The sequence below is a fragment of the Streptomyces olivochromogenes genome (genome assembly GCF_001514115.1).
In the GTDB taxonomy this organism is placed as follows: Bacteria; Actinomycetota; Actinomycetes; order Streptomycetales; family Streptomycetaceae; genus Streptomyces; species Streptomyces olivochromogenes.
The window spans coordinates 48709-72991 of sequence record NZ_KQ948455.1 but is presented as its reverse complement, the minus strand read 5'-3'; the positions used below and the strand labels follow the sequence as shown (position 1 = coordinate 72991).

Genomic DNA, 24283 nt, shown 5'->3' with positions numbered 1-24283 from the left:
CGACGATGCCCCCGGCCGTGCCGGGGGCATCGTCACGCCCGCGTCTTCATGCCCGCGTCTGCACGCCCGCGTCACCGCCGTCACCGGCGGCTTCAGCGGGCCGGGCCGAGTACCTCGTCGGCGCTGCGGGGCTCGGTGCGCGGCTGCTGGTTGAGCTTGTGGCGCTCGATGGAGGATCGCCGGTAGACCTCCTTGCGGGCCCGCATGATGTTGCCCAGCGGTGCGTGCTCGGCGGTGACCCGCCAGGGCGTGAAGGACAGTGAGTCCATCTTCTCCAGGTTTTCCGGGCCGGAGATGTCCTGCTGCGGCAGCCGCAGTCTGGCCACGGTGACGGACGGCGAGAGCTGCTCGGGCCACTCCACGGTGGTGTCCTCCACCGGCATGCGCTCCAGGTCGGTGCAGAGCTGTACCTGGATGTCGAAGGCGTAGGGCTGCTCTTGCAGCTCGGCCTGCAGGGCCGGCCGGAAGACCTCCTGCGCGGAGGCCGGGTCGATGGTGCGCCGGACCACCGCGGCGGCGTAGGACGGGTCGGGGGTGATGCGCACCTTGGCGATGTGGTCCCCGTGCCGGACCGCGCCCATCGTCCAGTAGCTCGACAGCAGCAGGTTCGCCGGAGGGGTCTTCGACAGGCGCAGGAAGGCCAGGAACTCGTCCCACGCCCAGTTGTCCTGGTCCAGCGTTCCCTTTCCGGTCACGAACTCGGTGAAGAAACGACGTGCGCCGGGTCGGCCCTGGGAGAAGTAGGCCGGCGCGTTCAGGAACAGTTCCTGGATGAACAGGTAGTGCTCGACCGTGTTGCAGAAGAAGATCGGTCCGTTGATGTTCGCGTAGTCGAATGTGCCCGTGTCCGGTTCGTCTTCCAGCAGGGTCGGGCCGGGGATGTCGAAGATCTTCAGCGCCAGTCCGGTGGCGGCGCCCAGTCGCGCGTCGGCTCCGGCGTGAGGCGAGCCGTTGGAGAAGCGGATGAGCGCGTCGTGGGTTCCCGGAGTCGCGTAGATTCCCTGGGCGTACTCGGGCGCAAGCCCGTCCAGGATCTCCACTTCCCCCCGGACCAGCCCGTAGCCCTTGGCGTGGGCGTCGCGCAGGGCCCGTCCGGTGCCACCGGCCTCGACCGACTCGGCGATGTAGCTCTCGGTCTTCTCGATCACCGTCTGCAGGTTGCGGTCGAAGTCCGGGTCGTCGTCTTCGACGTCAGGCGTGTAGCGGACGAACTGTGCTGCCATGACTTCGACCTCTTCTCGAAGACCGTGTGGGGCCTCAGGGGTAGGAATCGCCCTCAGTCCTCCAGCTCGGCGAGCCAGCGCAGGGCACGCAGACCCGGCACGAAGCAGTACTCACCGCCCCGGGTGACCACGAAGCTCGGCAGATTCCGCAGACGGCGCCGGACCGGCTTCTCGGGGATGGTGACGCTGCCGGTTCCGCCGTGATGCCCGGCCACCGGGTCCTTCTCGCCGGGATAGCCGATGAAGTTGCCGTCGTTGACCCACTCGGCCTTGATGAATTCAAACTGTCGTTCAAGGTGTGCTCCGAGGAAGACTCCGACCAGACCCCGGTCGGCGCCGTCGTCCTCCAGCACGCCCTCCGGCAGCGGCGGGCCGTAGGTGGTGCCGCGGCGGATGAGGCGGTGCATCCGCGCGTCGCCGATGATGGTGGAATCGCGGGGGTTGGTGCGCCGGATGTGCGCACCGGCGGGGCACCGGAAGCCTCGATCGTCGTTCTCCCGGTACAGGAAGTCGTTGTTGCGGTGCGGATCGGCCGCCAGCTCCGGATCGTCGTGCTCCGGCGTCAGCGTCAGCGGCGCCCCGCTGGGCCAGCGGCCGACCATCTTCGCCGCCAGGAGTGCCTCTTCCTCGGCGCTGGAGGTGTTCGCGCGCAGGTACTGCCGCCAGGCCGCCACGTTGGTGTGGATCTTGCGAACGGCCGCGTAGGTTCCGTTGCGCCCCAGCACATCGGGGCTGGGCATGGGTGGCAGATTGCCGGTCTCGTCGGGGTAGCCGAGGATGAACTCGCCGGCCTTGATGGGCGCTTCCTGCGGGTTGGAGCCGGGCAGTCCGACGCCCTCGATGTTCGGATGGCTGATGCCGTCGCGGAATCCGAACGTGGTGCGCCCGGTCGGGAGCTGGTGGACCTCCTGCTGCCAGATCACCTGGACACCGGGCGTGTCCTCGTAGGCGACGCGGGCCCGCTCCAGCTCCCTGTCCAGCTGCGCCGCGTCGGAGGAGAGAGCGCTCAACGCGATGTGAACATCGCCCGTTCCGAACGGCTCCTCCCAGTGGGCCGGGGCACTCTCGCCCACATCGCCGATCAGCTCCGCCCGAGCGGCCATGCCCTCACGGAACGCCCGCGGAAAGCTGTCCAGCGACTCCTGGGGCACCCCCAGGGCGCTCAGCCCCTGATAGGTGAACGCCAGGGCCACCCAGGCATCCTTGCTCCGGTCCACGCCGGGCAGCCCGCCCGCGGTCACCGGCAGCAGCCGCCGCAGCAGGGCGCGCCCGGCGTGGCGGTCGTCGACCCGCAGGAAGACGAACTTTCCCTCGTACGGCACGGGCCGTGGACGCAGTGCCCCGCTCTGGACGTCGTCGATCTCCACGCCCATGCCGGCTGCGCTGCCGCTTGCCACCGTGTTCATGATCGCCTGTGCCTCCATAGCGGCCTGTGCGTGGGCAGACGTGCGGCGGCCGACCCGCGCCCGACGCGGTCCACCGGTGTTCGGTCGGCTCTGAGGGTTGGTCGTGTCTGAGGGTTGGTCGTGCCCGAGGTCGGTCGTGTCCGAGGTCGGTCGTGTCCGAGGTCGGTCGTGTCCGAGGTCGGTCGTGTCCGACTTCTAGGCCGCGGCTTCCTCCAGCAGCTTCTGGAAGGCCGGCGTGGCCAGCAACTCGGCGTTCGCCGGGTTGTCCAGCGCCGCCCGGAACTCGGCGGTGTCCAGCACCGCCTCGAACGCCTCCTCCACACGGTGGTCCTTGTAGATCTGCTGAACGGTCAGATCGGGATAGGCGCTGACGAAAACCCCCGCGGGCTCCTGGTGGGCGACGAACCAGTCCTTCACCCCTGGGTCGGTGACGCCGGGGAACCCTTCGCTGTGCGAGAAGACCTTGTCGAAGCGGGCCCCGACCACCGTCTGGGCGAAGTCGTCGATGTACGTGTCCCAGGAGCCGTCGAAGACACTGGCGAACATGAACCGGGTGTCGTTGTCGAAGATCACGTGCCGCGCGTCGTGCAGGGTACCGATCTGACGCACCGCCGCATGCACGTTCTCGTCGGCCGCAGCGTCGGCCATCGCGGCGAGATCCTCACGCAACGCATCAGCGTGGCCCGGCTTGATCTTGGTAAAGACGGTGAACTCGCTACAGACCCCATCGGACCTGCCCGGGCGCTCGGGCTGAGCTGATGGGGCCGCACCTGTCGTCGCAGTCATCGTGAGATTCACCTGCCACAGATCGGTCCGAGGGTCGCCAGGCGCTCGGACATGAGACGCCATCGCCCTCACCACCAATCCTGGATCCACACACATCGCCTCGCACCCCGGCCAAGGCCAGGGTCCCCGCGTTCCGGGGAGCTCCCGAGGACAGATCCCGAATGGCGCAGGAAGATGGACAGGAAGACGGAACGCCAAGGAGTTCGGCGGTCATGGCGACCACTTCCGGAATGGCTGCGCCCTTGGCCCAGGACCCCCAGCAGTTCCGGCGTATGCCCATGACAGTCCCACAGCCGGCCGCCCAGGTAGTTGGGTCACCCACTCTCACCAGGCCTTGCTCGACTCGATCGCCGCCCTGACCCACCCACCAGGAGGTAATCATGGGCAAAGTTCTCGGTGACGTGTTGGGTCTTGCGGCCGGCGTCGCGATCAGCCCGCTCCCGATCATCGCCATCATCCTCATCCTCGCCACGCTTCGGGGACGTCTCAACGGCCCCCTCTTCACCGTCGGCTGGATCCTGGGACTCTCGGCACTGGGCGCGGTGATGCTGGCCATCGCTTCCCCCGCGGGTGCCTCCGCCCACAATCAACCGGCCACGTGGGTGGGAGCCCTCAAGCTCGCTCTGGGCCTGCTCCTCGTCCTCTTCAGTGCCCGGCAATGGCACCGGCGGCCGAAGGATGCCTCACAAGCCCAGCTGCCGAAGTGGATGGGCGCGATCGACCGCCTCACGCCGGTCAAGGTCTTCGGACTCGGACTGGGCCTGGCCGCGCTCAACGCCAAGAACGCCCCGCTGACCATCGCCGCGGCCGCCTCCATCGGCTCAGCCGGACTGCCGGTCGGGCAGCAGATCGCATCGCTGGCGATCTTCGTCCTGATCGCCACCCTCGGCCTGCTGGCCCCACTGGGAGTCTTCCTGCTCGGAGGAGAGCGGGCCAGAACCACGCTCGGCAATTGGAAGGACTGGGCGGCCCAGCACAATGTCGCCGTGATGGCAGTCCTGTTCTTCGTTCTCGGGCTGAAGCTGCTCGGAGACGGCATCTCCGTCCTCACCTCCTGATCCTCACCTCCTGGCAGGCAACGACAGAGGCCCCGGCGTCTGCCGGGGCCTCTGGTCGATCCTTGCTGGTCAGGCGGAGCCAAGTGCCACGCGGGGGGTGCGGCGAAGAACCGTGATCAAGCGTCTGCCCGGCGGTACTTGCGTACCGCGAGCGTGCGGAACAGCACGACAATCAGCACGGACCACAGCAACGAGGCCAACACCGGGTGCTGCATGGGCCAGGCGTCCGGCACCGGATAGCCCGCCGGGAGGTTGCCGAAGAGCTGACGGCAGGCCTGCACGGTGGCGCTGAAGGCGGCAGGCCTGCACGGTGGCGCTGAAGGGGTTCCAGTTCGCGATGGTCCGCAAGAACGCGGGCATGTTCTCCGACGGCACGAACGCGTTCGAGATGAACGTCAGCGGGAACAGCCAGATCAGGCCGCCGGAGGTGGCCGCCTCGGGGGTGCGTACGGACAGGCCGATCAGCGCGCCGATCCACGAGAACGCGTAGCCGAGCAGGAGCAGCAGGCCGAAACCGGCCAGCACCTTCCCGAAGTTCTCGTGCGTGCGCCAGCCGACCAGGACGGCGACGACCGCGAGGACCACCAGGGTGAGGGCCGTCTGCACCAGGTCGGCCAGGGTCCGGCCGGTCAGGACCGCGCCGCGCGCCATGGGCAGCGAGCGGGTGCCAGCAGGTGCGCATGAGGGTGCGGACGTGTTCGCTCACGGGTGCCGACTCGATATCGCCCCGGTTGGTGAGTGGGTGGTCAGGGCGCCCACTGGAAGGGGGTGTGCGGCTTGAGTACTCGTTTAGGTAGAAGTCACGTTGCTCAGAGAGGCGTGCGCTAGTCGCGCGAGATCAACCGACGCCGGGCGCTCGCCGTGCCCCCGGGTCGCGAGGGAGGGATCTCCCCGGTATCCCAGTCAGGCGCCGGCACAGGCATATGCGACTGAGGACGACGTCGCGGCAGCCAGCGCCGCAGCCACCACCAGCGCGCCCTCGACCCATTACGCAAATCGGGATGGCGCACCGTCGCCTCCGGGTGTTCCTCGCCGCCCGTCTCAGGAGGAGCGTCGGCGCGCCCTCGTCACTCGATGGCGGCGCCTGAGCGCGGGCCGATCTCTCGGCCCTGGGTGCGCAGCAACTCCTCAATCGCAGGTCCAGGAGCCGCCAGGACTTGCGGGTGACGATGGCTTGTTCGACCAGTGCCCGGACCTTCGCATGGGACCGGTTGACGGCCTGCTGACCGGTGGAAAGGCTGTCCCATCGGCCCGCGGCGAGGGAGACGGACCGTGCCGCCCGCGCCCTGGTAGCCCTTGTCCGCCCAGCAGGTGATGCCGGCCTCGGCGAGAGCGTCGATGATGCCGTGCAACGTGGACGGCTTCGGCCGCTGGGACGACAGCGGAGGGCAGAGCTGAACACGTCGACGCCGGACGGGTAAACAAGCATGCGAAGCCTCTGGTGGAGACGGTTCTCTCGGTCGAAAACCCATCTAGCAGGGGCTTCATCCGTCTGTCAGGCCAACTACCCTGCCGACGCGGGAGGTTGGAAAGGGCTCAGTGCCACTTGCTCCGTTCGACGGGCAACAGCGTGCTCAGGTCGGCGGGGTGCAGCGAGGCACACGCGCGCCTCCACGGTCGGCTGACCCGCGGAGCCGACCTATCCATATCCTCCGACCATGAGACTCTTCCGACCGCGCGCCAAGCGGACGACTGAACCCCCTGTGTCGCGGGCCATGGCCCTGTACAGGGCCGGGCGCTACGCAGAGGCGGTGACCGAGGCCCGTGCCGTGGCCCGGTCGCTGCCACTCGATGACACGTACGCACCGCTGGCACTGAGCATCACCGCAAACGCGACGGGCGCCCAGGGCCGCCACGCCGACGCTCTCGCCATATACGACGAAGTGCTGCCGACCGTCGGAAAGACTTTCGGAGCTGATCACTGGCAGACCCTGAAACTGCGCTCCGACCGTGCCCAGACGCTGGCCGAGCTCGGTCGGTACGCCGAGTGTGAGGCAGAGTGTGCGGCCGTCGCCCAGACCGCGAGCCGCGGTACAGGGGAACAGTTGCAAAACGTAGAAAGGGCCGCCAGCAACGGGCTGGTCTTCGCTCTCAGCGCGCAGGAGCGCCACCCGGAGGCCGAGGCACGCGCCCGCGAGATCCTGGCCGCCTATCGTGAACCGGACCGACTGACTCTGGCATTGCGGCTCGGCCTGGCACGCAGCCTCAACGGTCAAGCCCGCCACGAGGAGGCCCTCGTCGAGGCGGAGGGCGCCCGTGAGCTGTGCCGCAGCCTGCCCGCGGAAGAGATCCGCCCAGAGACGGGCGCCATCGAGCTGGCCGTAGCCACCGCCCTCGTGGGGCTACGCCGCGGCGCCGAAGCTCGCCTTCAGGCCACAGCTGTTCACGATGCCTGTCTGGCCTCATTCGGCCCGGACCATCGCCGCACAGTCGAGGCTCAGGCTCTGCTCGACCGAATAGACGGCGCTTGATCGGACGCGCACCTCGACTCCGGACAGGGGTGTCCCAGGTGTCCGACTGTCCGGTTACGCCCCTCATCTGCACAAACGGCCCGGACAGCTCAGGGTGTCGGTGTCCGGGCTGTCCGGTCACAGACGGCTGTGCCTCAGGAGGGCATCGTTGATTTTCCTACCTGATCAAGGCCCACGCTCGGCGCGGCCTGCCTCCTGTCTGCGGCCCGGCTGGCTGCAGCAGGGCGGCACGACCCGCTGCACTCACTGTGCTTCAGGTAGGAGATGGAGTGTGCTCCGACAGGACCAGATGCGCTCGACCGATCGAGGAGACGTCCGAAGTTGACCCAAGGCTCAAGGTGATCATGAAGCGTGGCAAACGGACGATCAATGCGCTCAAGGGCTCCCGGGCCGTGGCGACCAGGTACGACAAGAGAGCGTATGTCTTCCACGGCACCGTCGCCCTCGCCGCGATGCGGCTATGGCTCCGATGAGGACCTGCCGGACAGCTCCCGGCTGTCCTGACGGCCGTAGCGCTCCCTATCCCGCGCCACCCCTTCGGCACTCACCGATGACTGGATGGTGTACACATCTCCGATACGGTCGTCGCCACGCCGACGCTGTCGCCATTCTTCGTGAGCCCGGAACACCATGACGGACACCCGTGAAACAGGCTGCCAGTGCCGTGTGAAGGTCGGAGCATTCACGTCCGGGGCGTCTTCCAGGGGTATACCGCGCTTCCCCAGCAGCCGCTCCAGTTTGTCGAACCGGAGGTGGCGGTCGAAGCGCCCGTACTGGTCGCGAATTGCCCTGTTGACGATGCTGCCGCCCCAGTGCGACAGCCGATGCACCTGCAAGGTGAAGTGGTGCCCCTCCCAAGGATGGTCCGGTGTTTCCCGAATCCAGAAGAACTCAGCCATTCCGTAGTCGCGCCACATGCTGTGGTCGTCAAGGGAGTTCTCGGCGAAATCGGAACCCAGCATCGCGGTCACCCGGTCGGGACTGTCCGTCGGATTGGCACCGAGCACCGTTCCGGAGGCGACCACGTCCATGTAGAACGCAAGGGAATGCGGAGTCAACTGGTCTTCCTTGACGGGGCGCCGGGTATCAGAAGGGACGGCCTCAGCGTATGCGACCGGGGACGCCACGAAGATCCGCCGGACAGGCCCTAAGCACAGCGACGCACGAGGTGCATGCAGCCCCTGATTGTCCGACGGATCGCGCCAAGAACGAGGGCGGGCAGGGTGTCGGGCCAGCCTGCCCGCGCCCGGCGACAGCAGACGCTGAGATCAGCCGTGGACGACCGTGCCGTCCCGCACCGGGGGGGCATGGTCATCACATCGCGGCCTGACGGGATCTACGCACGGCGGCAGGCGGATGGAAGGATCACCAGGATGACAAGCAATGCTGAGCTGTCCTTCCGCATCCTGGGCGCGTCCGCACGCTGGGCAACCGCGCTGGCCGCGCTTGCGGCGATCGGGGCAGGGGGCGCGGCCGGTCTCGGTGTTCCGGGGCACGACCAGTGGGTGGGCTGCTCCTCGGTCCTCGCCGCGGGGACCCTGATAACGGCTTTCGGGTTCCTCGGGCGCCGCCTGGAGGCGGGCCAGGACGGGCTGCGGTACCGCACAGTGCTGCGGTGGCACCGACTGGAATGGAACGAGATCGACCGCTTCGAGGACCTGCGGGTGCAACCCGGCGACCGCCGCCTCAGCACCCACAACCTCCGTGTCGTGGCCAAGCTGCACAGCGGCGAAGCCGTCTGGCTTCCGGTGCCGTACGCCGGCTCCGTGGACGCGTTCAGCTTCGAGGACCAGCTGCGCGCCCTGCGCGCAGCACACCATCACTACAGGCCCGGCACCCCATGACTACCTGGATGCCGCGTGCAGTTCCAGCTCGACGACGAGACCCCGATGGTCCGAGCCCGGCAGCGAAACGAAGTGCGCCGAGTCCACCTGGAAATCCCGGCTCACCAAGACGTGGTCGATCTGGGTGCGCAGCAGCCGACCGTTCTCCGCGGGCCACGACCACGTTCGGGACTTGCCCGCGAGCCTGGCACTACTGAGCCCCCTTCCAACCTGGCTGTGAGATCGAGGGGTTGCGGTGACAGGACAACGAAGCCCCAGGTAGATGGGTTGTCGGCTAACAGCAACCTTCTCCGCCTAGAGCCCCCGAGTCATTGCCCACCCATCCGGGCTGCATCTGTCCAATTCCGCACTGCGGCTGCTGCGGCGGGGGTTGGCCGCTCGGCGACGACTGATCGGCACCCGGCGGCGGCTGACCTGCAGCCGCCAGGCGCTGACGAGGCTGGCGCACCTGCGCTGCAACCACACCTTCGCCGAGCTCGCAGTCAGATTCCGCGTGGGCCTGCCCCCAGCCGCACCGCCGCGCGAAGTCAAAAACCAAGCTGCGGAGGAACGTCTGATCGCGCGAGGCGGACTCGCGCGGCTGGTATGCGGCCGGGCAGGTAGACGAATCCGTTGCCGTTGTCGAGGAGCAACCCTTCATCGATGCCGTCCACGGACCAGAGATCAACCGGCCCACCGGTGTTGTTGATCTGAAGGAAGAACTCTGCTTCCTCCTCGCCCCGACAGACGAAGATCCCCTCCACCTCAGGGCGGCGGCTGCCGGCGATTCCCGGTGCGGCGCTCATCCGGGCCCAATCCAGGCCATGCTGTGCGATCGACTGCCGATTGAGCATGGATGAAACGTGGAAGAGGTTCGACGTATCAAACACGCCAGGAGTATAGAAGGCAGTGAGGCTTCCTCCTCAGGTTGAGGCGGTCAGCTCCAGGGTGAGGACGGCCTTGACGAGGTCGGTGATGCGGGTGGTGCTGCAGCGGAGCTTCCACAGCAGGCGCCAGGACTTGAGGGTGGCCATGGCCTGTTCGCCGAGTGCGCGGATCTTCGCGTGGGCACGGTTGACGGCCTTCTTCCCGGCGGAGTGCTTGTTCCAGCGGCCGCGGAAGGGGACGCGGACGGCGGGGCCGGAGCCCTGGTACGCCTTGTCGGCCCAACACCGGATGCCGCCGGTGTCGAGGGCGTCGAGGGCGTCGAGCAGGCCATGGGAGCGGGCTGCCCTGATGTCGTGGACCGCGCCCGCCAGGGCCGGGAAGTTTACGCCGGCATCACGAGGCGCGTAGAGCGCGCCCAGCGCGAAATAGCCGACCCTGATCGGCACGACTGGTTCCGGCATCACTACGGCCTGGAGAAGCACAGGAACAAAACAGAGATGTTCGAGGTCCTCGGCCGCTGCAGGGAGGAGCTCAAGGGTTATCCCCACTACCCGTGGCGTACGCCGAAGGTCCGAGACACCAGGCTCGGCTTCTGTGTGCGTCTGATCTGCTGCGGTTACATGCACCCTGACGCTCGATCGATGCACGCCATACTGAGCGCTGAGGAGTACCTTGCGTTTCGGCAAGCCACATACCGAGAACGGGTCCACATAGGAGAGTTGCTCGGAAAGATCGTGCGGCAGTACCTCACGGAGGTGCTGAGCGGCCCCAAGGCGAAGGTGCTGAGCATGCAATCACCGGCCCCTCGGGGGCGGCTGAGGCGCCGTCGGGTGCTGTTACTCCAGGATGAAACAGGACCCTGATCCCCTCCCGTGGAAACGGGACGCCGTTTGGTAATTCCGCCTCGCCAGATGAGATCGGCGGGGCGGAATCGACCAACAGCGTCCATCTCGTGGGGGGACTTCGAGATGGGTCAGTGTCCCTAGGCGCACCCAGGCCAACGGCAACCTAGCCGACTTTCGCGAAAGGAATCCGGGAAGACGGAGCCATCAACTGGTCGCCCGGCGGTACTTGCGGACCGCGAGCGTGCGGAAGACGACGATGATCAGGATCGAGTAGATCAGCGACGCCCACACGGGGTGCTGCATCGGCCAGGCATCTGACGGGGACAGGCCTGGGTCGCCGAAGAGCTTGCGGCACGCCTGAACGGTCGCGCTGAACGGGTTCCACTCAGCGATGTGACGCAGCCACGGGGTCATCTTGCTGGAGTCCACGAACGCGTTCGAGATGAAGGTCACCGGGAACAGCCAGATCAGTCCGCCGGAGGTGGCCGCCTCCGGTGTGCGCACCGACAGGCCGATCAGCGCGCCGATCCACGTGAAGGCGTACCCCAGAAGAAGCAGCAGGCCGAAGCCGCCCAAGATCTTCCCGAAGTTGGTCGTCTCCACGGAGCCGGGGCGCCAACCTACGATCAACGCGACGATCGCGAGGACGAACAGCGTCAAGGCCGTCTGCACGAGGTCCGCAACGGTACGCCCGGTCAGCACCGCGCCGCGCGCCATGGGCAGCGAGCGGAACCGGTCGATCAGGCCCTTGTGCATGTCGTCGGCGATGCCCGCACCGGAACTGGCGGTGGCGAACGTGACGGTCTGCGCGAAGATGCCCGCCATCAGGAAGTTCTTGTAGACGTCCAGATTGGCGCTGTTGCCGATCTGCATGGAACCGCCGAACACGTACGTGAACAGCACCACGAACATGATTGGCTGAATTAGCCCAAACAGAATCATTTCGGGAATCCGGGTCATCCGAATCAAGTTCCGGCGGGCGATGACCAGGGAATCGTTCACAGCGCTCACTTCGCCTGCTCCTTCAAGGCGTTGGGCCGCCGGTCGCGGATGCGCGGCGAGATGGAACCTGACCGAGACGAGCGAACAGGATTCACGGCACTCACTTCGTGGCCTCCGTCTGCGCGGTTTCGCTCTGCGCTGGTTCGGTCTGCGCCGTTTCGCTCTGCGCGGTTTCGTTCTTCGCCGGGTCCGTCGCGGGGTCCTTCTTCGCCGGGTCCTTCTTCGGCTTGCGGCCCCTCGTGTCCCCCGCCACCCCGTTCTCCTCGTCCTTCACCTCGGCGACATGCCCGGTCAGGGAGAGGAAGACGTCGTCGAGCGTGGGCCTGCGCAGCCCGATGTCGTCGATCTCGATGCCGCGGCCGTCCAGCTCGCGTATGACCTCCGCGAGGAGCTTCGCGCCGCCGGTGACGGGCACGGTGAGCTTGCGGGTGTGTTCCTCGACGGTCGTCTCGCCCTTGCCGAAGCCGCGGAGCACCTCCGAGGCCGTCGCTATGTGCTCACGCTCGTGCACGACGACCTCGACGCGCTCGCCGCCGGTCTGCGCCTTGAGCTGGTCGGCGGTACCGCGGGCGATCACGCGGCCGTGGTCGACCACACAGATGTCGTGCGCGAGGTGATCGGCCTCTTCCAGGTACTGCGTGGTCAGCAGCAGGGTCGTACCGTCGGAGACCAGCTGCTTGATGACCTCCCACAGCTGCTGCCGGTTGCGCGGGTCGAGGCCGGTCGTCGGCTCGTCCATGAACATCACCGGCGGTGAGACGACCAGCGCGGCGGCCAGGTCGAGCCGGCGGCGCATACCGCCCGAGTACGTCTTCGCGGGGCGGTCGGCGGCCTCCGTCAGGTTGAACTGCTCGAGGAGCTCCGCCGCGCGGACCTTCGCGGCCTTCGCCCTCATCTGGTAGAGCTGGCCGACCATCTGGAGGTTCTCGCGGCCGGTCAGGTACTCGTCGACGGCCGCGAACTGTCCGGAGAGGCCGACCCTGCGCCGTACCGCGTCGGGGTGCTTGAGCACGTCGACGCCCGCGACGACCGCCTTGCCGCTGTCGGGGCGCAGGAGGGTCGTCAGACAGCGGACGGCGGTCGTCTTGCCCGCGCCGTTCGGTCCCAGCAGGCCCAGGACGGTGCCTTCCGGGACATCGAGATCGACGCCGTCCAGAGCCCTTACGTCACCGAAGGTCTTCACCAGGCCTTCGGCATAGATGGCGCCTGGCATGTGAGTTCTCCACGTCGTTGGGGAATTTTCACGGTAACTTCTTACCTTTGCCCGTCTCGTCCCGCCTCACAGGCTGCGACGAGCGCAGCGAGAGGCCGGGCGAGGACTGGGCACGACACACCGTAACGCGATGTATCGCGTTACTCAACAGATTTTTCCGAGGTTCGAGGACAGGGGCCCTGACCTCGCACGATGCCCGACCTCGAACGATGGATGTCGGTCGATCAGCCGATCAGTCGATGACCGTGTAGCCGGCCTTGCGCAGGGCGCGGCCGACCTCGGCGCAGTGCTCCGGACCCTTCGTCTCCAGGTGCAGCTCGACCTCCACCTCCGTGAGCCCGAGCCGGGGATCGGTCCGTACGTGGCTCACGTCGAGGACGTTAGCGTCCGCCACTGACAACACCCCGAGAAGTGTGGCCAGAGCGCCGGGACGGTCCGTCAGCCGCAGCGTGACCGCGAGGTAGCGGCCGCTCGCGGCCATGCCGTGGCGCAGGATGCGCTGCATCAGCAGCGGGTCCACATTGCCGCCCGACAGCAGCGCGACGACCGGGCCCTCGAAGGTCCCGGGCTCGCTCAGCAACGCCGCGACGGGGCTCGCGCCCGCCGGTTCGACAACCAGCTTGGCCCGCTCCAGACAGAGCAGCAGCGCGCTCGACAGATGGCTCTCCGACACCGTGCGGACCTCGTCCACCAGCTCCTCGACGATCCGGAACGGCACATCGCCCGGCCGTCCGACCTTGATGCCGTCGGCCATCGTCGCCGGGTTGTCGATCGACACCGGGCGCCCCGCCGCCAGCGAGAGCGGATACGCCGCCGCCCCCGCCGCCTGCACGCCGATGATCCGTACATCGGGGCGCAGCGCCTTCACCGCGACCGCGATGCCGGCGGCCAGCCCCCCGCCGCCGATCCCGACGACGATCGTGCGCACCTCCGGGCACTGCTCCAGGATCTCCAGGCCGACCGTGCCCTGACCCGCGATGATGTCGGGGTGGTCGAAGGGGTGGATGAACACCGCGCCCGTCTCGGCCGCGTACTCCTGCGCGGCGGCCAGTGTCTCGTCGACCACCTGACCGTGCAGCCTCACCTCGGCGCCGTAGTCGTGGGTGGCCGCGACCTTCGGCAGCGGGGCGCCGGTCGGCATGAAGACCGTGGAGCGCACGCCGAGCAGCGAGGAGGCGAGGGCGACGCCCTGCGCGTGGTTGCCCGCGCTGGCCGCGACCACCCCCGCGGCGCGCTCCTCCGGAAGCAGCCCGGCGATTCGCACATACGCGCCACGCAACTTGAACGAGCCGGTGCGCTGGAGGTTCTCGCACTTGAAGTGCACCGGGGCGCCCACCAGCTGGGACAGGTACCTGCTGCCCTCCATCGCGGTCGTCCGCGCCACGCCCGTGAGCATCTTCTGGGCGCCTCGTACGTCGTCCAGAGTCACCCTGGGCATGGAGTCGGCCGTGCTGTAGCTCATGACCACCAGTCTCGCAGTTCACACCCGAGGACTCCTGGTGTGACCACGGGCCGAGACCGGTTTTACTCAGCGTCGGTACGACCCGCGTCCGGGCCGCGTACCCTTTCCCCCAACCCAGCTCCCCACGCATGAATTGAGCCCCCGGCCATGCCCACAACACCAGAAATGTCGATGGACATGACGACCGTCGGTGACACCGGTCTCCTCGACACGCTTCAGCACGAGGTCGCGTTGTTCGCGCGCCGTGCCGAACAGACCCGGCTCGGCGGGGTGGGGCAGGTCCGCAACTCCATGGACCGCGCCGCATACCTGCTGCTCAACCGCCTGGACAAGGAAGGCCCGATGGGCGTCAAGGCGCTCGCCGCGAGCATGGGCATCGACTCCTCGACTGTCACCCGGCAGGTGGCCCCGCTGGTCGACACCGGTCTCGTCAAGCGGACCTCGCACCCCGAGGACGGACGCGCCGTGGTGCTCCAGCTGTCGCCGCGCGGGCAGTCCCGTCTCGACGAAGTGCGCTCCTCCAGGCGTCAGTTGATGGCCGAGCTGACCCACGACTGGGCGCCGGAGGAGCGCGAGGCCTTCTGCTCGCTCCTCACGCGCTTCAACAGCGCGCTCTCGTCCCGGATGGCCACGCCGGGGGGCGCGGCGGGGGAGCAGCCGGCTTCCTGACCCTCCCGTCGGCTTCCCGACCGTCCCGCCCCTTTCTGAGCCTTCACACGCGCGTGTGCTTGCGGCTTCATCCGCGCGTGTCTTTCGGCTTCACACGTGTGTGCCCGCCGGACTCTTGACCGCGGGGCCGCGTCTGGCCTCATATGAGACCGGGTCCTTGTCGCACACGGTGCGGCCCGTCGTACACGGCCGGGCCCTTGGTTCCGTCAGGGTCGTCCTCGGGCGGGAGGCGTGGTGCGAGAACGGCGCGCGTTCCAAAACGCCCGCCGGGCCCGGGAGTTCGAGGCGTTCGTCGCGGGCGCGGCAGGGCGGCTGCTGCATGCCGCCACACTGCTCACGGCGGAGCCGCCGAACGCCAACCCGCGCGCGCGGCGCCTGCTGACGCTGGCACTCGCCCACACGTACGCCTCCTGGGACCGGCTGCGCGGTGAGGACCCGTACGACCGGGCCCGCCAGCAGCTGGCCGTCCGCTTCGCGCGCGGGGCGTGGCACCAGTACGGGGCCCTGGGACGCTCCCGCCCATCCCCATCTCCCTCCGGGGCCGGCGCCGTCGCCGTCCTGGCCCGGCTGACGCCCCAGGAGCGGCTGATCCTGGTCCTGAGGATGTACGAGGGGGTCGCCGAGGAACAGACGGCGGCTCTGCTCGGGCTCCCCGTGGAACGGGTCCGGGCGATCTGTGCCCGGGCGATGACGACACTGCTGCACCCGCCGCGCGGACCGGCACCGACCATGGCGAAGGTGGTGCCGTCATGAAGCACGGTGGTGCGGTCGTGAAGCACGGTGGTGCCGTCGTGAAGCACGGTGGTGCCGTCGTGAAGCACGGTGGTGCCGTCGTGAGGGCGGTGGTGCGGTCGTGAACCTGCCCGAGCGCGAGGCGAACGTACGGCGGCTGCTGGAGCAGAAGCAGCCCACCGTGCCGCCCGACCTGTACGCGGACGTCGTGCGCCGCGGGAGCCGGATGCTGCGCCGCAGGACGCTGGCCCGGCGGGTGATGTGGCTGCTGCTGTTCGCCGCGGCCGTCGCCTTCGTGGTGTGGGCGTCCATGGCCCGTCCCTGGGTGGAGCCGCCTTCGCAGACGACCCCACCGCTGACGGGCTGGTGACCCCGAGGGGCCGGTGCTGGGTCTAGCCGAGGGCCTGCTGCAGGTCCTGGAGCAGGTCGTCGACGTTCTCGATGCCCACGGAGAGGCGGACGAGGTCGGCGGGGACCTCCAGGGCCGAGCCGGCGGCGGACGCGTGCGTCATGCGCCCGGGGTGCTCGATCAGGGACTCCACGCCGCCCAGGGACTCACCGAGGGTGAAGACCTTGGCGCGGTTGCAGACCTCGACGGCCGCTTCCTCGCCGCCCTCGACCTGGAAGGAGACCATGCCGCCGAACGTCTTCATCTGCTTGGCGGCGATCTCGTGACCGGGGTGCTCCGGAAGTCCGGGGTAGAGAACGCGGGTCACGCGCGCGTGCCGGGTGAGCATGTCGGCGATCTTGGTGGCGTTCTCGCTGTGCCGGTCCATGCGCACCGAGAGCGTCTTGGTGCCGCGCAGCACCAGCCAGGAGTCGAAGGGCCCGGCGACCGCGCCCATCGCGTTCTGGTGGTACGCCAGCTCCTCGCCGAGCTCCTGGTCGCCGACGATCAGCGCGCCGCCGACGACGTCCGAGTGACCGCCCATGTACTTGGTCAGCGAGTGCACGACGACGTCCGCGCCGAGCGCGAGCGGCTGCTGCAGATAGGGAGTGGCGAAGGTGTTGTCGACGACGAGCCGGGCGCCCGCCTCGCGCGCGATCTGCGCGACGGCGGCGATGTCGGTGATGCCGAGAAGCGGGTTGGAGGGGGTCTCCACCCACACGACCTTGGTCTTCGGCGTGAGGGCGGCCCTTACGGCGGCCGGGTCGCTGGTGTCGGCCACGGACCACTCGACGCCCCATCGCGAGACGACCTTCGCGAAGAGGCGGAACGTACCGCCGTACGCGTCGTTCGGGATGACCACGTGGTCGCCGGGGCTGAGCAGCGTACGCAACAGGCAGTCCTCGGCCGCCAGTCCGGACGCGAACGCGAGGCCGCGACGACCGCCCTCCAGGGCGGCGAGGTTCTCTTCCAGGGCGGTCCTGGTGGGGTTGGCGCTGCGGCTGTACTCGTAACCGCCGCGCAGCCCTCCGACGCCGTCCTGCTTGTAGGTCGAGACCTGGTAGATCGGCGGGACGACCGCGCCGGTGAGGGGATCGGCGGTGTTGCCCGCGTGGATCGCGAGGGTCTCGAAGTGCTGACTGATGTGCCTGTCGCTCATGGGTCCCGAGCGTAGTGCGCCCGCGGGCCTGATGGCGGCTCACGGCCCCCGCGAGGCGCCTCACGGGCTGCACGGGGGCGCGTTTCGGCCTGCGCGGGGGTACCTCGTGGCCTGCACGGGGGCGCCCTTCGGCCTGCGCGGGAGCACCTCGTGGCCTACGCGGGGGCACCTCGTGGTCTGCGATCCGGGCCGGTACCGGACCGGAACCGGACCGGGTTGGCCAATTGTCGGACCCGTCTGGTTCGCTTGAGGCATGGAGATTCTCTGGGTCCTGATGGCGCTGGCCATGTTCAGCCTGGTCCTGCTGCCGGTCCTCAGGCGCAGGCGCACCGGCATTCAGCTGGTATCGCCCGGCGACCCGGACGCGGCGGACCCGGCGAACTACGGATTCCTGCGTCAGGAGGAGCTGGACATCCGTATGCCCGGACCGGACGGGGACCTCCTGGACGTCCTGGACCTGGTGCAGCGCACGCAGGAGTACCAAGCGGCCTCGCAGCTCCTGGCCGGCACGGAGATCTCGGGCGAGACGCGCTGGCAGCGGGTGCAGGCCTTCGCCGGCGCCGCGTCCCTGGAGCTGCAGCGGCGTCCGGGCGGGGTCAGCGAGACGCCGGGCGGGCAGTGGCTGCGGGTGTGGCGGGCCGAGAAGCCCAAGGACGCGGGCGGCGCGGCGGTGCACGCGGAGTTCCTCGTGCAGCAGGCGTGGCGGACGTCGACGCCGGGGACGGACGAGTTCCGGATCATCATGGAGGAGGCGAGGACGGCATGCGGCGAGGCGGCCCTGCTCTCCCCCGGTGACCCGGTCCCGTACATCATCGAACTGTCGGTGGCCCGCGGACTCGCGTACCCCCGGCCGGAGTTCGAGGCGCTCTGGCTGAAGATCCTGGACCGCGCGCCGGCCCACATGGGCGCGCATCTGGCGGCCCTGCACTACTGGTGCGAGAAGTGGCACGGCTCGCGCGAGGTGGCGTACTCCTTCGCGGAGGCCGCGGCGGCCCGCGCCCCTCAGGGCTCCCTGCTGGCCGCCATGCCCCTCTTCGCGGTCTTCGAGCACCTCCCCGAGGTGAACCTGGTCCGCAGCTTCTACCAGAGCGAGGTCGTCACCAAGGCGGTCCACGGCGCGCTCTACGCGGTGCACGCGGCCCGCCCCGACGACCCGATGCTGGCGCACGTGCGCCACCTCCTGGTGCTCTTCCTGGTCCGCGGCGAGCGCTGGGCGGAGGCCATGAACCAGCTGGTGCACGTGGACGGCCACGTCGGCGCGCTCCCCTGGACCCTCACACCCGACCCGGCGGCGGACTACGCGCTCTACCGCGCCCTGGCGGTGGCGGGCTACGAGGCGAACGGCGGAACGCCGGCGTCACTGCCCCGCTGAGCGTACGAGCCCCGGAATCCCGGCCGGGGCTCACCCGTTGAACACCACGGCGCCCCGGCCCCGTGCCCCTGTGACCCCGTGGAGACCGCATGTTCCTGCACAGCCGTACCCCTCAGCTCCCGACCGCCGAACAGGCACTGCTGGGCCGCCCGGAGCCGATCTTCACGGTCCCCGACCGACACACCGTCCTCGGCAACCCCCTCCTCGGCCCCTACCCCGAGGGCCTGGAGATCGCCGACTTCGGGATGGGCTGTTTCTGGGGCGCCGAGCGCAAGTTCTGGCAGCTCCCGACGGGCGTGTACACGACCCTGGTCGGCTACCAGGGCGGCTTCACCGAGCACCCCACGTACGAGGAGGTCTGCTCGGGCCTGACCGGCCACACGGAGGTCGTCCGCGTGGTCCACGACCCCGGCCTGATCTCCTACGAGCGCCTCCTCCAGGTCTTCTGGGAGTCCCACAACCCGACCCAGGGCTTCCGCCAGGGCAACGACGTCGGCACCCAGTACCGCTCCGCCATCCACACCCACTCCCCCGCCCAGGCGGCCACCGCGGCCGCCTCCCGCGACGCCTACCAGAAGGTCCTGACCTCCTCCGGCTACGGCACCATCACCACCGACCTCCTCCCCGCGGAAGGCCGCACCTTCTACCCGGCCGAGGGCTATCACCAGCAGTACCTTTCGGACAGCAAGAACCCGGACGGGTACTGCGGGCTGGGCGGGACGGGGGTCAAGCTAAGTGACCCGTTCGGGACGAACTGGGGAGCGTCTTGCCCGACGGGGGTTGCACCGGCACCGGAATCCACCGAGCAGTAGCCTGCAAGATCACCGACCGGCCCTGGCGTCGCTGAATCGTCCACGATGCCACGGTCGGTCGGCACCTCGTCGAGCGATCAGCGGCCAACCCCGCCTTCTATGGTCAGGCAGAGTTCATCGCTCCGGACGATGGAAGACCGCGAGCGGACCGTACTCCGTGCAGTGCGCGGCGGCGAACTCGGGATGCGCGGACAGGCGCTCCCGCCGAATCCCAACGATGTCCGGCAAGACGGCCAGTTGCCCCCCGTGACCCACCAGGACGCGATCCCAGTCCTGTTCACCGGATGTGCCGATGCGGTCGATGACGAATCCGAGGCAGTGCGCCGCGTCCTGGTCCAGCGTTCGTACCAGCGCGGCAACGGCATCTTCGCGATCGGCTTCGGGGACGTCGGCGATCTGGAAAGTGACCTTCTGAGCTGACGGGTCGATCCGTCGTACATGTGTTGCGAGGGACTGGTCGTACCCCATCCAGCACTGGAACTCGACGTCGCGGTACTGGCCGTCGGCCAAGGACGCGGCCAGTACGTCGGGACCGCCCATGAGCGGCCCTTTCCGGCCTTCCACTGTCTCGCGGAAACCGAAAAGCGCATCCGTGAGTGGATGCGCGACCGAGAGGCCAGCTGCTCCGAGCTGCTTGATCAGTGCAGCGCTTGACGTGCTGGTCAGTGCCGGCAGGTACCACGTGAAGAACGGCCTCAGGGTCGAGCGTGGTGCGGTGGCGCCGTGCGAGGCGTCCCGGTCGAAGTACTCGTTGAAGATCTTGAGGGACTGCTCGTGAGACAGCGACGGGCTTACGTAGCCGTTGGCTCGGATGTGGTCGACGAAATCAGAAGGAAGAGCCATGTGGTGGTTGCGTACGTAGTAGGCGAGCTCGACCAGCCACAGCCACGATCCGTCCGTGACCAGCGATCCGGCGCCAGGGATCCAGTCATCACCCGCGATGACGTCCCGCTCCGCCCCCATGGTGGAGTAGATCTCGGTGGCAGATTCCAGGTAGGCGACGATCTGGTCCTCGTCCCATTCCCCGGCAGCCCTGACCGCATCGCGGAGCGAAGGGGCGGAAGCCGACGGGTCGCCATGGCCGCCGAGCTCCCGGTAGAAGCCCACTCGCTTGATCATCTTCTCTCCAGTCGAACCGTGGGCTCAGTGGGACACAGGCAGGTAGGTGCGCCAGTAGCCATTGTTACCGATCGTGGGGGTCTGATTGAGGCCCAGGTCGGGTGAAGTGCCCACCTTGTCCGTGGGGGCGTACACGGGAACGCCTAGCTCATTGGCCACGGACTGTGCGAGTGGCAACTCTGGCGGCCTTGCGTCAGCACCGGAATGGCATGAGATGAGACGAACGGGCCCGCCATGGTAGTTGGGATTGCTCCGGATCGCGTCCACGACGTTGTTCGGATGCACCTCGAAGTTCGTCAGTGTCTTCCCCGCCATGTTGACGCGCCCGGGCAGGAATACGCCCTCGTTCGTCCCGTGAACGACTACGTCGTGAACACCCGGCAGCCGGGCGACGCGTTGCAGGTTGTTCAGGGTGCGCTGGTCGTAGCCGATCGTGGTGGTGCTCTTCCCGAAATAGACCGGATCACCGGATATAAGTTCGTATTCTCCGGGCTTCGTCGGAGGTAGCGGAACCTTGGAGTCTTCACTCCGCAATAGATTCCAGGTGCGGGACTTGCCCATCTGGTCAAGTGCGAGGCTGTTCAGGCGTAGAGAGTCACCGAAAACCGCCTGGAAACCGCCGCTCTCGGCGACGGCCTGCGCCGTGCCTCCTGCCGCGCCGAACATGCCGCCGTAAAGCATCCCGTCGGTGGCTGCTCCACTTGCTTCGTCGAGGCTGAGACCCCTCTGCTCGCCGGTCGCGATCGCGATCGGCTGGGCGACCGCCAGGTTGACGGCGACGGATTCGACGCCCGCAAAGGCGGCGGTGGCCAGGGTGGTGCCCGCGATGGTGGCGACCTCGGTGGTCACCGCGACGCCCAGGCCGGCGGCCATCTCCGAGACCGCGGCTGCGGCCGCGATGGCGGCGCCCTCTGACAGGCTCAAGGTTACGAAGGCCAGGGCAGTACCTACCACGAGGGTCGCGCCGGCGATCTCGAGCTGGTGCTCGAGTTTCTTCTTCACGTGCGCGATGGCGTCCGCGTAGGCGTCCAGCGCCTTGGCCATGTCCCGGGCGGCGTCGGCCAGGTCTTTGAGCCAGCCGTGTTTGTCGTGGTAATAACGGCGCCAGAAGGGGTCGTTGAACGCGGAGATGGCCTCGCCCTTGTTGTGCTCGATGAGAGAGCGGGCGGCCCTGTTGGCTCCGGCGGTGACGTCCTCGACGTCGTCGGCGAAGTTCCGCCACGCCTTCGCGGCGTCCCGCAGCCCGCCGACGTCCGCTGCGGGCCACCACATGCCCGTCATGTCCTGGACAATCTTGCGGGCCTTGTCGGCGACGCTCACCTACGGTGGCCCTCGGCGTCGTGCGGGAGGTGGATCCGGCTGAACATGTCTCGGACGAGTTCTTCGTTGTCGATGTGGCCGTCGGCCATGTCGACCATGGCGGTGTGGATGCTGGTCAGCCCATCGATGAGGATCTGGGTGGAGTGCTCGACCTGCTTGACGTGGGAGCCGTACGCCTTATGGAAGGCTTCACCCTGGTCGTCGTCGCCCCAGGGCGCCCCGGCCGCCGACAGAGCGGTCTTCAGCTTGGTGAGTGCGTGCGCGAGAGCAACGCTCTCGTGGTGGAACTGAGGCGCCGTCCGTTTGATATCAGCGATCTTGATGTCGAGTATCTCGCCTGCATCGCCCATGATTTCGCATCCGCCCCCTCTGACGGTTGTTCGACCGTGCGATCCTAGCCAGGGACCGATCTTCGCGACTGCGAGCCATATAAAGGCGCAGCAAAGAATCCCTCGGTCTGGTGAGTTGAGTCACCAGCCAGGTCCTCACTCTGCGACTCGCTGGGCGATCACGGGTCACATGGCAGGACGCACTCGGCGGGACGGGAGTCAAGCTAAGTAGCCCGTCGGAAACGAACTGGGGCCGCTCCTGCCCGACGGGGATCGCCAAGGCGGACGGCATCGGCTGAGTTCGCTCCAGCCGATCACGCCCTCCTCCCATCGCCCGGTCTCACGATTAGTCGGTTGAGTGCCAGGAGCGGTTCCCCGACTCCTTTGAGGTAACGGTTCTCCTCGCTGACGGTGTCTCGGCGGGTGTCGTTCATGGTGCTGCTCGGGCACTCTGGTGTCGGCACAGCGGCAAGCCAAGGGGGCGCAGGGTGCGGCAAAGACGGCGCGCGGGATTGGGATCACTGGCTGCCGGGGCCCTGGCGATCGTGATGGTGCTGCTGGGGCCGGTGACGAACTACGCAAGCGAGTTTGCTCCCGCCTGGGCACGGAATCCGTGGGTGATCTGGCCGGTGTTCGCGGGGATGGCTCTGCTCAGTGTCGGTCTGGGGCTGTTCAGCAGGCGCCTGGACGAACCGCCGCCTGCCCAACTGCCGCGCGTCGGGCCGCTGGCGTCCGCCTCCCTGGATTCGCTGCGCCCGCCGCATGTCCCTGTCGATCGCGTCCATGGTCGTGAGACCGAGCTCGGCCGCCTCACTGGGATGCTGCACCGGCCGGGCGGCCGGTTCGCGGTGGTCTGTGCGGCGGGCGGCATCGGGAAGACCACCGTGGCGGCCACCTTGTGCGCGCAGGCAGAGAAGGCCGGGCACGCGGTGTTCTGGATCCGTTGGCGCGACCCGGTCGCCTTGGCGGAGCACTTAACCCAGGTTGCGCTGGCCTGCGGCCTGCCCCTGGGCGTGCTGGAGCAGGCCCGCGCCGGTCACGACAACCTGCCGGACGTGGTGTGGCGGCAGCTCTCCGACGTACGCAAGTGGCTGCTGGTCATCGACAACGCCGACGACACGAGCAGGATCGGGCCAGAACCAGAGAAGGTCAGCGACTACCGCGGCTGGGTCCGCCCTCACGGCGGCGGGCTCCTCCTCCTCACCAGCCGTGACACCGCACCCGCTACGTGGGGCCCGTGCGCCGAGCTCGTGCACTTGGCCCCGCTGACGGCGCGGGCGGCCGGGCGGGTGCTCCGTGATGCTGCCCCCGGCGCCGGCATGCCGGAGGAGGCTGAGGCCCTGGCCGCTCGCCTGGGTGGTCTGCCCCTGGCGCTGCACGCGGCTGGCGCCTATCTGATCAGGCCGACCAGCCGGTACCGCACGTTCACCGCCTACCAGCAGGCGCTGGAAGAAGACCTTCCCTCTCTCCTGGGCGCGGAGGACCCCAACGCCGCAGACCCCGAGGTCGCGCGGCAAGTGGTGCGCCACACCTGGGAACTCTCCCTCGACCAGCTGGCCGGGGAAGAGCACCCGCTGGCGCGCCCCCTGCTGCGGCTGCTCGCACTCTACGCAGACGCGCCCATCCCGCTCTCCCTCATCACCCCCGACCTGCTGGCGACTGCCACCGGACAGACGGTCACCCAGGTGAAGCTTGATGCCGCACTCGGCGGGCTGCACCGCTACGGACTCCTCGGCGCCTCCGATGCTCTGGAGAGCGGTGAGGTTCCCACTGTGGCCCTGCACCCACTGGTCCGCGAGATCAACGCTCTCGCCCTGACCGCCGAGTCTCCCGATGTCAGTACGTGGCGGCGGGCTGTCGCGCACCGCCTCGTCGCCGCCGTCGCGGAGATCCGCCAGGCCGGGCGCTCGGGCTGGCCCACTGCCCGACTGCTCGCACCCCACCTTCCCTTCCTGCTGGCCCCAGACGGCCTGCTGCCCTTCATCGACGCCCGCAACGCACTCAACGACCTGGCCTATGTCCTGGCTGGCGCCGGTCTCCACGCGGAGCGGCTCACCTTGCACCAGATCGTGCTCGATGCCGAAACCCGCCTTCTCGATCCTGAGCACCCCGACACCCTGGACAGCCGCACCAACCTCGCCAACGCCCTGAACGACCTCGGGCAGCATGCGCAGGCCGCCGACCTGCACCGCCAGACCCTCGACAT

21 protein-coding genes and 4 pseudogenes are annotated in these 24283 nt (G+C 68.4%); 10 read left to right on the top strand and 15 right to left on the bottom strand.

Annotated elements, in window-relative coordinates:
- Positions 1–92: 92 nt before the first annotated feature.
- From AQJ27_RS15475 to AQJ27_RS15465, 3 genes are all read right to left on the bottom strand, one after another.
- Complete coding sequence (locus AQJ27_RS15475) at positions 93–1223, bottom strand: catalase family protein (protein ID WP_067368110.1); 1131 nt, start codon at positions 1221–1223, stop codon at positions 93–95.
- 53 nt (positions 1224–1276) lie between these two features.
- Positions 1277–2629 carry a Dyp-type peroxidase gene (locus tag AQJ27_RS15470; RefSeq protein ID WP_235613517.1) on the bottom strand — a complete coding sequence of 451 codons (1353 nt, stop codon included), beginning with the start codon at positions 2627–2629 and terminating at the stop codon, positions 1277–1279.
- Positions 2630–2824: 195 nt separating this feature from the next.
- Positions 2825–3298 carry a hypothetical protein gene (locus AQJ27_RS15465; RefSeq protein ID WP_235613516.1) on the bottom strand — a complete coding sequence of 158 codons (474 nt, stop codon included), beginning with the start codon at positions 3296–3298 and terminating at the stop codon, positions 2825–2827.
- Between the two features lie 497 nt (positions 3299–3795).
- Between AQJ27_RS15465 and AQJ27_RS15460 the strand changes: the two genes are divergently transcribed.
- Positions 3796–4473: a GAP family protein gene (locus AQJ27_RS15460; RefSeq protein ID WP_067368102.1), complete on the top strand. Its 678-nt coding sequence runs from the start codon at positions 3796–3798 to the stop codon at positions 4471–4473.
- A 116-nt stretch (positions 4474–4589) separates the two neighbouring features.
- Here AQJ27_RS15460 and AQJ27_RS15455 read toward each other — a convergent pair.
- Positions 4590–5136: pseudogene (locus tag AQJ27_RS15455) on the bottom strand (ABC transporter permease); the annotation flags it as partial.
- A 478-nt stretch (positions 5137–5614) separates the two neighbouring features.
- Positions 5615–5822, bottom strand: a pseudogene (locus tag AQJ27_RS52105) (transposase family protein); the annotation flags it as partial.
- Between the two features lie 402 nt (positions 5823–6224).
- On the opposite strand from AQJ27_RS52105, the gene AQJ27_RS15450 reads away from it, so the two are divergent.
- Together AQJ27_RS15450 and AQJ27_RS58655 are read left to right on the top strand one after the other, a co-directional pair.
- Positions 6225–6944 carry a tetratricopeptide repeat protein gene (locus AQJ27_RS15450; RefSeq protein ID WP_341866077.1) on the top strand — a complete coding sequence of 240 codons (720 nt, stop codon included), beginning with the start codon at positions 6225–6227 and terminating at the stop codon, positions 6942–6944.
- Positions 6945–7300: 356 nt separating this feature from the next.
- Positions 7301–7417 (top strand): annotated as a pseudogene (locus AQJ27_RS58655) (IS5/IS1182 family transposase); the annotation flags it as partial.
- Here AQJ27_RS58655 and AQJ27_RS15445 read toward each other — a convergent pair.
- Positions 7403–8002, bottom strand: coding sequence for a hypothetical protein (locus AQJ27_RS15445; RefSeq protein WP_067368096.1), 600 nt, complete (start codon positions 8000–8002; stop codon positions 7403–7405). The pseudogene AQJ27_RS58655 and the gene AQJ27_RS15445 overlap by 15 nt on opposite strands.
- A gap of 315 nt (positions 8003–8317) precedes the next feature.
- Here AQJ27_RS15445 and AQJ27_RS15440 point away from each other — a divergent pair, with 315 nt between their 5' ends.
- A complete protein-coding gene (locus tag AQJ27_RS15440) occupies positions 8318–8788 on the top strand; it encodes a PH domain-containing protein (protein WP_067368094.1) in 471 nt (156 codons plus the stop codon).
- 527 nt (positions 8789–9315) lie between these two features.
- Here AQJ27_RS15440 and AQJ27_RS15435 read toward each other — a convergent pair.
- From AQJ27_RS15435 to ilvA, 5 genes and pseudogenes are all read right to left on the bottom strand, one after another.
- Positions 9316–9657 (bottom strand): hypothetical protein, encoded by a 342-nt coding sequence (locus AQJ27_RS15435; protein WP_079065004.1) that lies wholly within the window; start codon positions 9655–9657, stop codon positions 9316–9318.
- A gap of 33 nt (positions 9658–9690) precedes the next feature.
- Positions 9691–10032: pseudogene (locus tag AQJ27_RS15430) on the bottom strand (transposase family protein); the annotation flags it as partial.
- A gap of 672 nt (positions 10033–10704) precedes the next feature.
- Entirely contained in the window at positions 10705–11511 is an 807-nt protein-coding gene (locus tag AQJ27_RS15420) for an ABC transporter permease (RefSeq protein WP_067368089.1), read from the bottom strand.
- Positions 11512–11602: 91 nt separating this feature from the next.
- Entirely contained in the window at positions 11603–12715 is a 1113-nt protein-coding gene (locus tag AQJ27_RS15415; protein ID WP_167552117.1) for an ATP-binding cassette domain-containing protein, read from the bottom strand.
- A 232-nt stretch (positions 12716–12947) separates the two neighbouring features.
- Positions 12948–14177 carry a threonine ammonia-lyase gene (ilvA, locus tag AQJ27_RS15410; protein WP_067368086.1) on the bottom strand — a complete coding sequence of 410 codons (1230 nt, stop codon included), beginning with the start codon at positions 14175–14177 and terminating at the stop codon, positions 12948–12950.
- A gap of 165 nt (positions 14178–14342) precedes the next feature.
- Here ilvA and AQJ27_RS15405 point away from each other — a divergent pair, with 165 nt between their 5' ends.
- The 3 genes from AQJ27_RS15405 (at position 14343) to AQJ27_RS15395 (ending at position 15948) form a co-directional block, all read left to right on the top strand.
- Positions 14343–14846 (top strand): MarR family winged helix-turn-helix transcriptional regulator, encoded by a 504-nt coding sequence (locus AQJ27_RS15405; RefSeq protein WP_067368082.1) that lies wholly within the window; start codon positions 14343–14345, stop codon positions 14844–14846.
- A gap of 234 nt (positions 14847–15080) precedes the next feature.
- Positions 15081–15599, top strand: coding sequence for a sigma factor-like helix-turn-helix DNA-binding protein (locus tag AQJ27_RS15400; protein ID WP_067368079.1), 519 nt, complete (start codon positions 15081–15083; stop codon positions 15597–15599).
- 100 nt (positions 15600–15699) lie between these two features.
- Positions 15700–15948: a hypothetical protein gene (locus AQJ27_RS15395; RefSeq protein WP_067368077.1), complete on the top strand. Its 249-nt coding sequence runs from the start codon at positions 15700–15702 to the stop codon at positions 15946–15948.
- Positions 15949–15970: 22 nt separating this feature from the next.
- On the opposite strand, the gene AQJ27_RS15390 is transcribed toward AQJ27_RS15395, so the two are convergent.
- Positions 15971–17125 (bottom strand): cystathionine gamma-synthase, encoded by a 1155-nt coding sequence (locus AQJ27_RS15390; protein WP_067368076.1) that lies wholly within the window; start codon positions 17123–17125, stop codon positions 15971–15973.
- A 253-nt stretch (positions 17126–17378) separates the two neighbouring features.
- Here AQJ27_RS15390 and AQJ27_RS15385 point away from each other — a divergent pair, with 253 nt between their 5' ends.
- Both AQJ27_RS15385 and msrA read left to right on the top strand, forming a co-directional pair.
- Entirely contained in the window at positions 17379–18497 is a 1119-nt protein-coding gene (locus AQJ27_RS15385) for a hypothetical protein (protein ID WP_067368072.1), read from the top strand.
- Between the two features lie 89 nt (positions 18498–18586).
- Positions 18587–19309 carry a peptide-methionine (S)-S-oxide reductase MsrA gene (gene msrA / locus AQJ27_RS15380; protein WP_067368070.1) on the top strand — a complete coding sequence of 241 codons (723 nt, stop codon included), beginning with the start codon at positions 18587–18589 and terminating at the stop codon, positions 19307–19309.
- Positions 19310–19423: 114 nt separating this feature from the next.
- Here the strand turns inward: msrA and AQJ27_RS15375 are convergent, their stop codons facing one another.
- The 3 genes from AQJ27_RS15375 to AQJ27_RS15365 are packed head-to-tail and all read right to left on the bottom strand — an operon-like array spanning position 19424 to position 22098.
- A complete protein-coding gene (locus AQJ27_RS15375; RefSeq protein ID WP_235613515.1) occupies positions 19424–20416 on the bottom strand; it encodes a hypothetical protein in 993 nt (330 codons plus the stop codon).
- A gap of 36 nt (positions 20417–20452) precedes the next feature.
- Positions 20453–21748: a WXG100 family type VII secretion target gene (locus AQJ27_RS58650; protein WP_235613514.1), complete on the bottom strand. Its 1296-nt coding sequence runs from the start codon at positions 21746–21748 to the stop codon at positions 20453–20455.
- Positions 21745–22098 (bottom strand): hypothetical protein, encoded by a 354-nt coding sequence (locus AQJ27_RS15365; RefSeq protein WP_067368064.1) that lies wholly within the window; start codon positions 22096–22098, stop codon positions 21745–21747. The genes AQJ27_RS58650 and AQJ27_RS15365 overlap by 4 nt, the downstream gene beginning before the upstream one ends.
- A 491-nt stretch (positions 22099–22589) precedes the next feature.
- Between AQJ27_RS15365 and AQJ27_RS15360 the strand changes: the two genes are divergently transcribed.
- Positions 22590–24283: tetratricopeptide repeat protein (locus AQJ27_RS15360; RefSeq protein ID WP_079065003.1), on the top strand; the 1694-nt coding region annotated here is incomplete at its 3' end.

Excerpts from the sequence above, each read along its gene's own strand:
- ilvA (WP_067368086.1), bottom strand. The coding sequence starts at position 14,177 with ATGAGCTACAGCACGGCCGACTCCATGCCCAGGGTGACTCTGGACGAC.
- msrA (WP_067368070.1), top strand. The coding sequence starts at position 18,587 with ATGTTCCTGCACAGCCGTACCCCTCAGCTCCCGACCGCCGAACAGGCA.
- AQJ27_RS15405 (WP_067368082.1), top strand. The coding sequence starts at position 14,343 with ATGTCGATGGACATGACGACCGTCGGTGACACCGGTCTCCTCGACACG.
- AQJ27_RS15365 (WP_067368064.1), bottom strand. The coding sequence starts at position 22,098 with ATGGGCGATGCAGGCGAGATACTCGACATCAAGATCGCTGATATCAAA.
- AQJ27_RS15440 (WP_067368094.1), top strand. The coding sequence starts at position 8,318 with ATGACAAGCAATGCTGAGCTGTCCTTCCGCATCCTGGGCGCGTCCGCA.
- AQJ27_RS15390 (WP_067368076.1), bottom strand. The coding sequence starts at position 17,125 with ATGAGCGACAGGCACATCAGTCAGCACTTCGAGACCCTCGCGATCCAC.
- AQJ27_RS15415 (WP_167552117.1), bottom strand. The coding sequence starts at position 12,715 with ATGCCAGGCGCCATCTATGCCGAAGGCCTGGTGAAGACCTTCGGTGAC.
- AQJ27_RS15460 (WP_067368102.1), top strand. The coding sequence starts at position 3,796 with ATGGGCAAAGTTCTCGGTGACGTGTTGGGTCTTGCGGCCGGCGTCGCG.
- AQJ27_RS15475 (WP_067368110.1), bottom strand. The coding sequence starts at position 1,223 with ATGGCAGCACAGTTCGTCCGCTACACGCCTGACGTCGAAGACGACGAC.
- AQJ27_RS15385 (WP_067368072.1), top strand. The coding sequence starts at position 17,379 with ATGGAGATTCTCTGGGTCCTGATGGCGCTGGCCATGTTCAGCCTGGTC.
- AQJ27_RS15470 (WP_235613517.1), bottom strand. The coding sequence starts at position 2,629 with ATGAACACGGTGGCAAGCGGCAGCGCAGCCGGCATGGGCGTGGAGATC.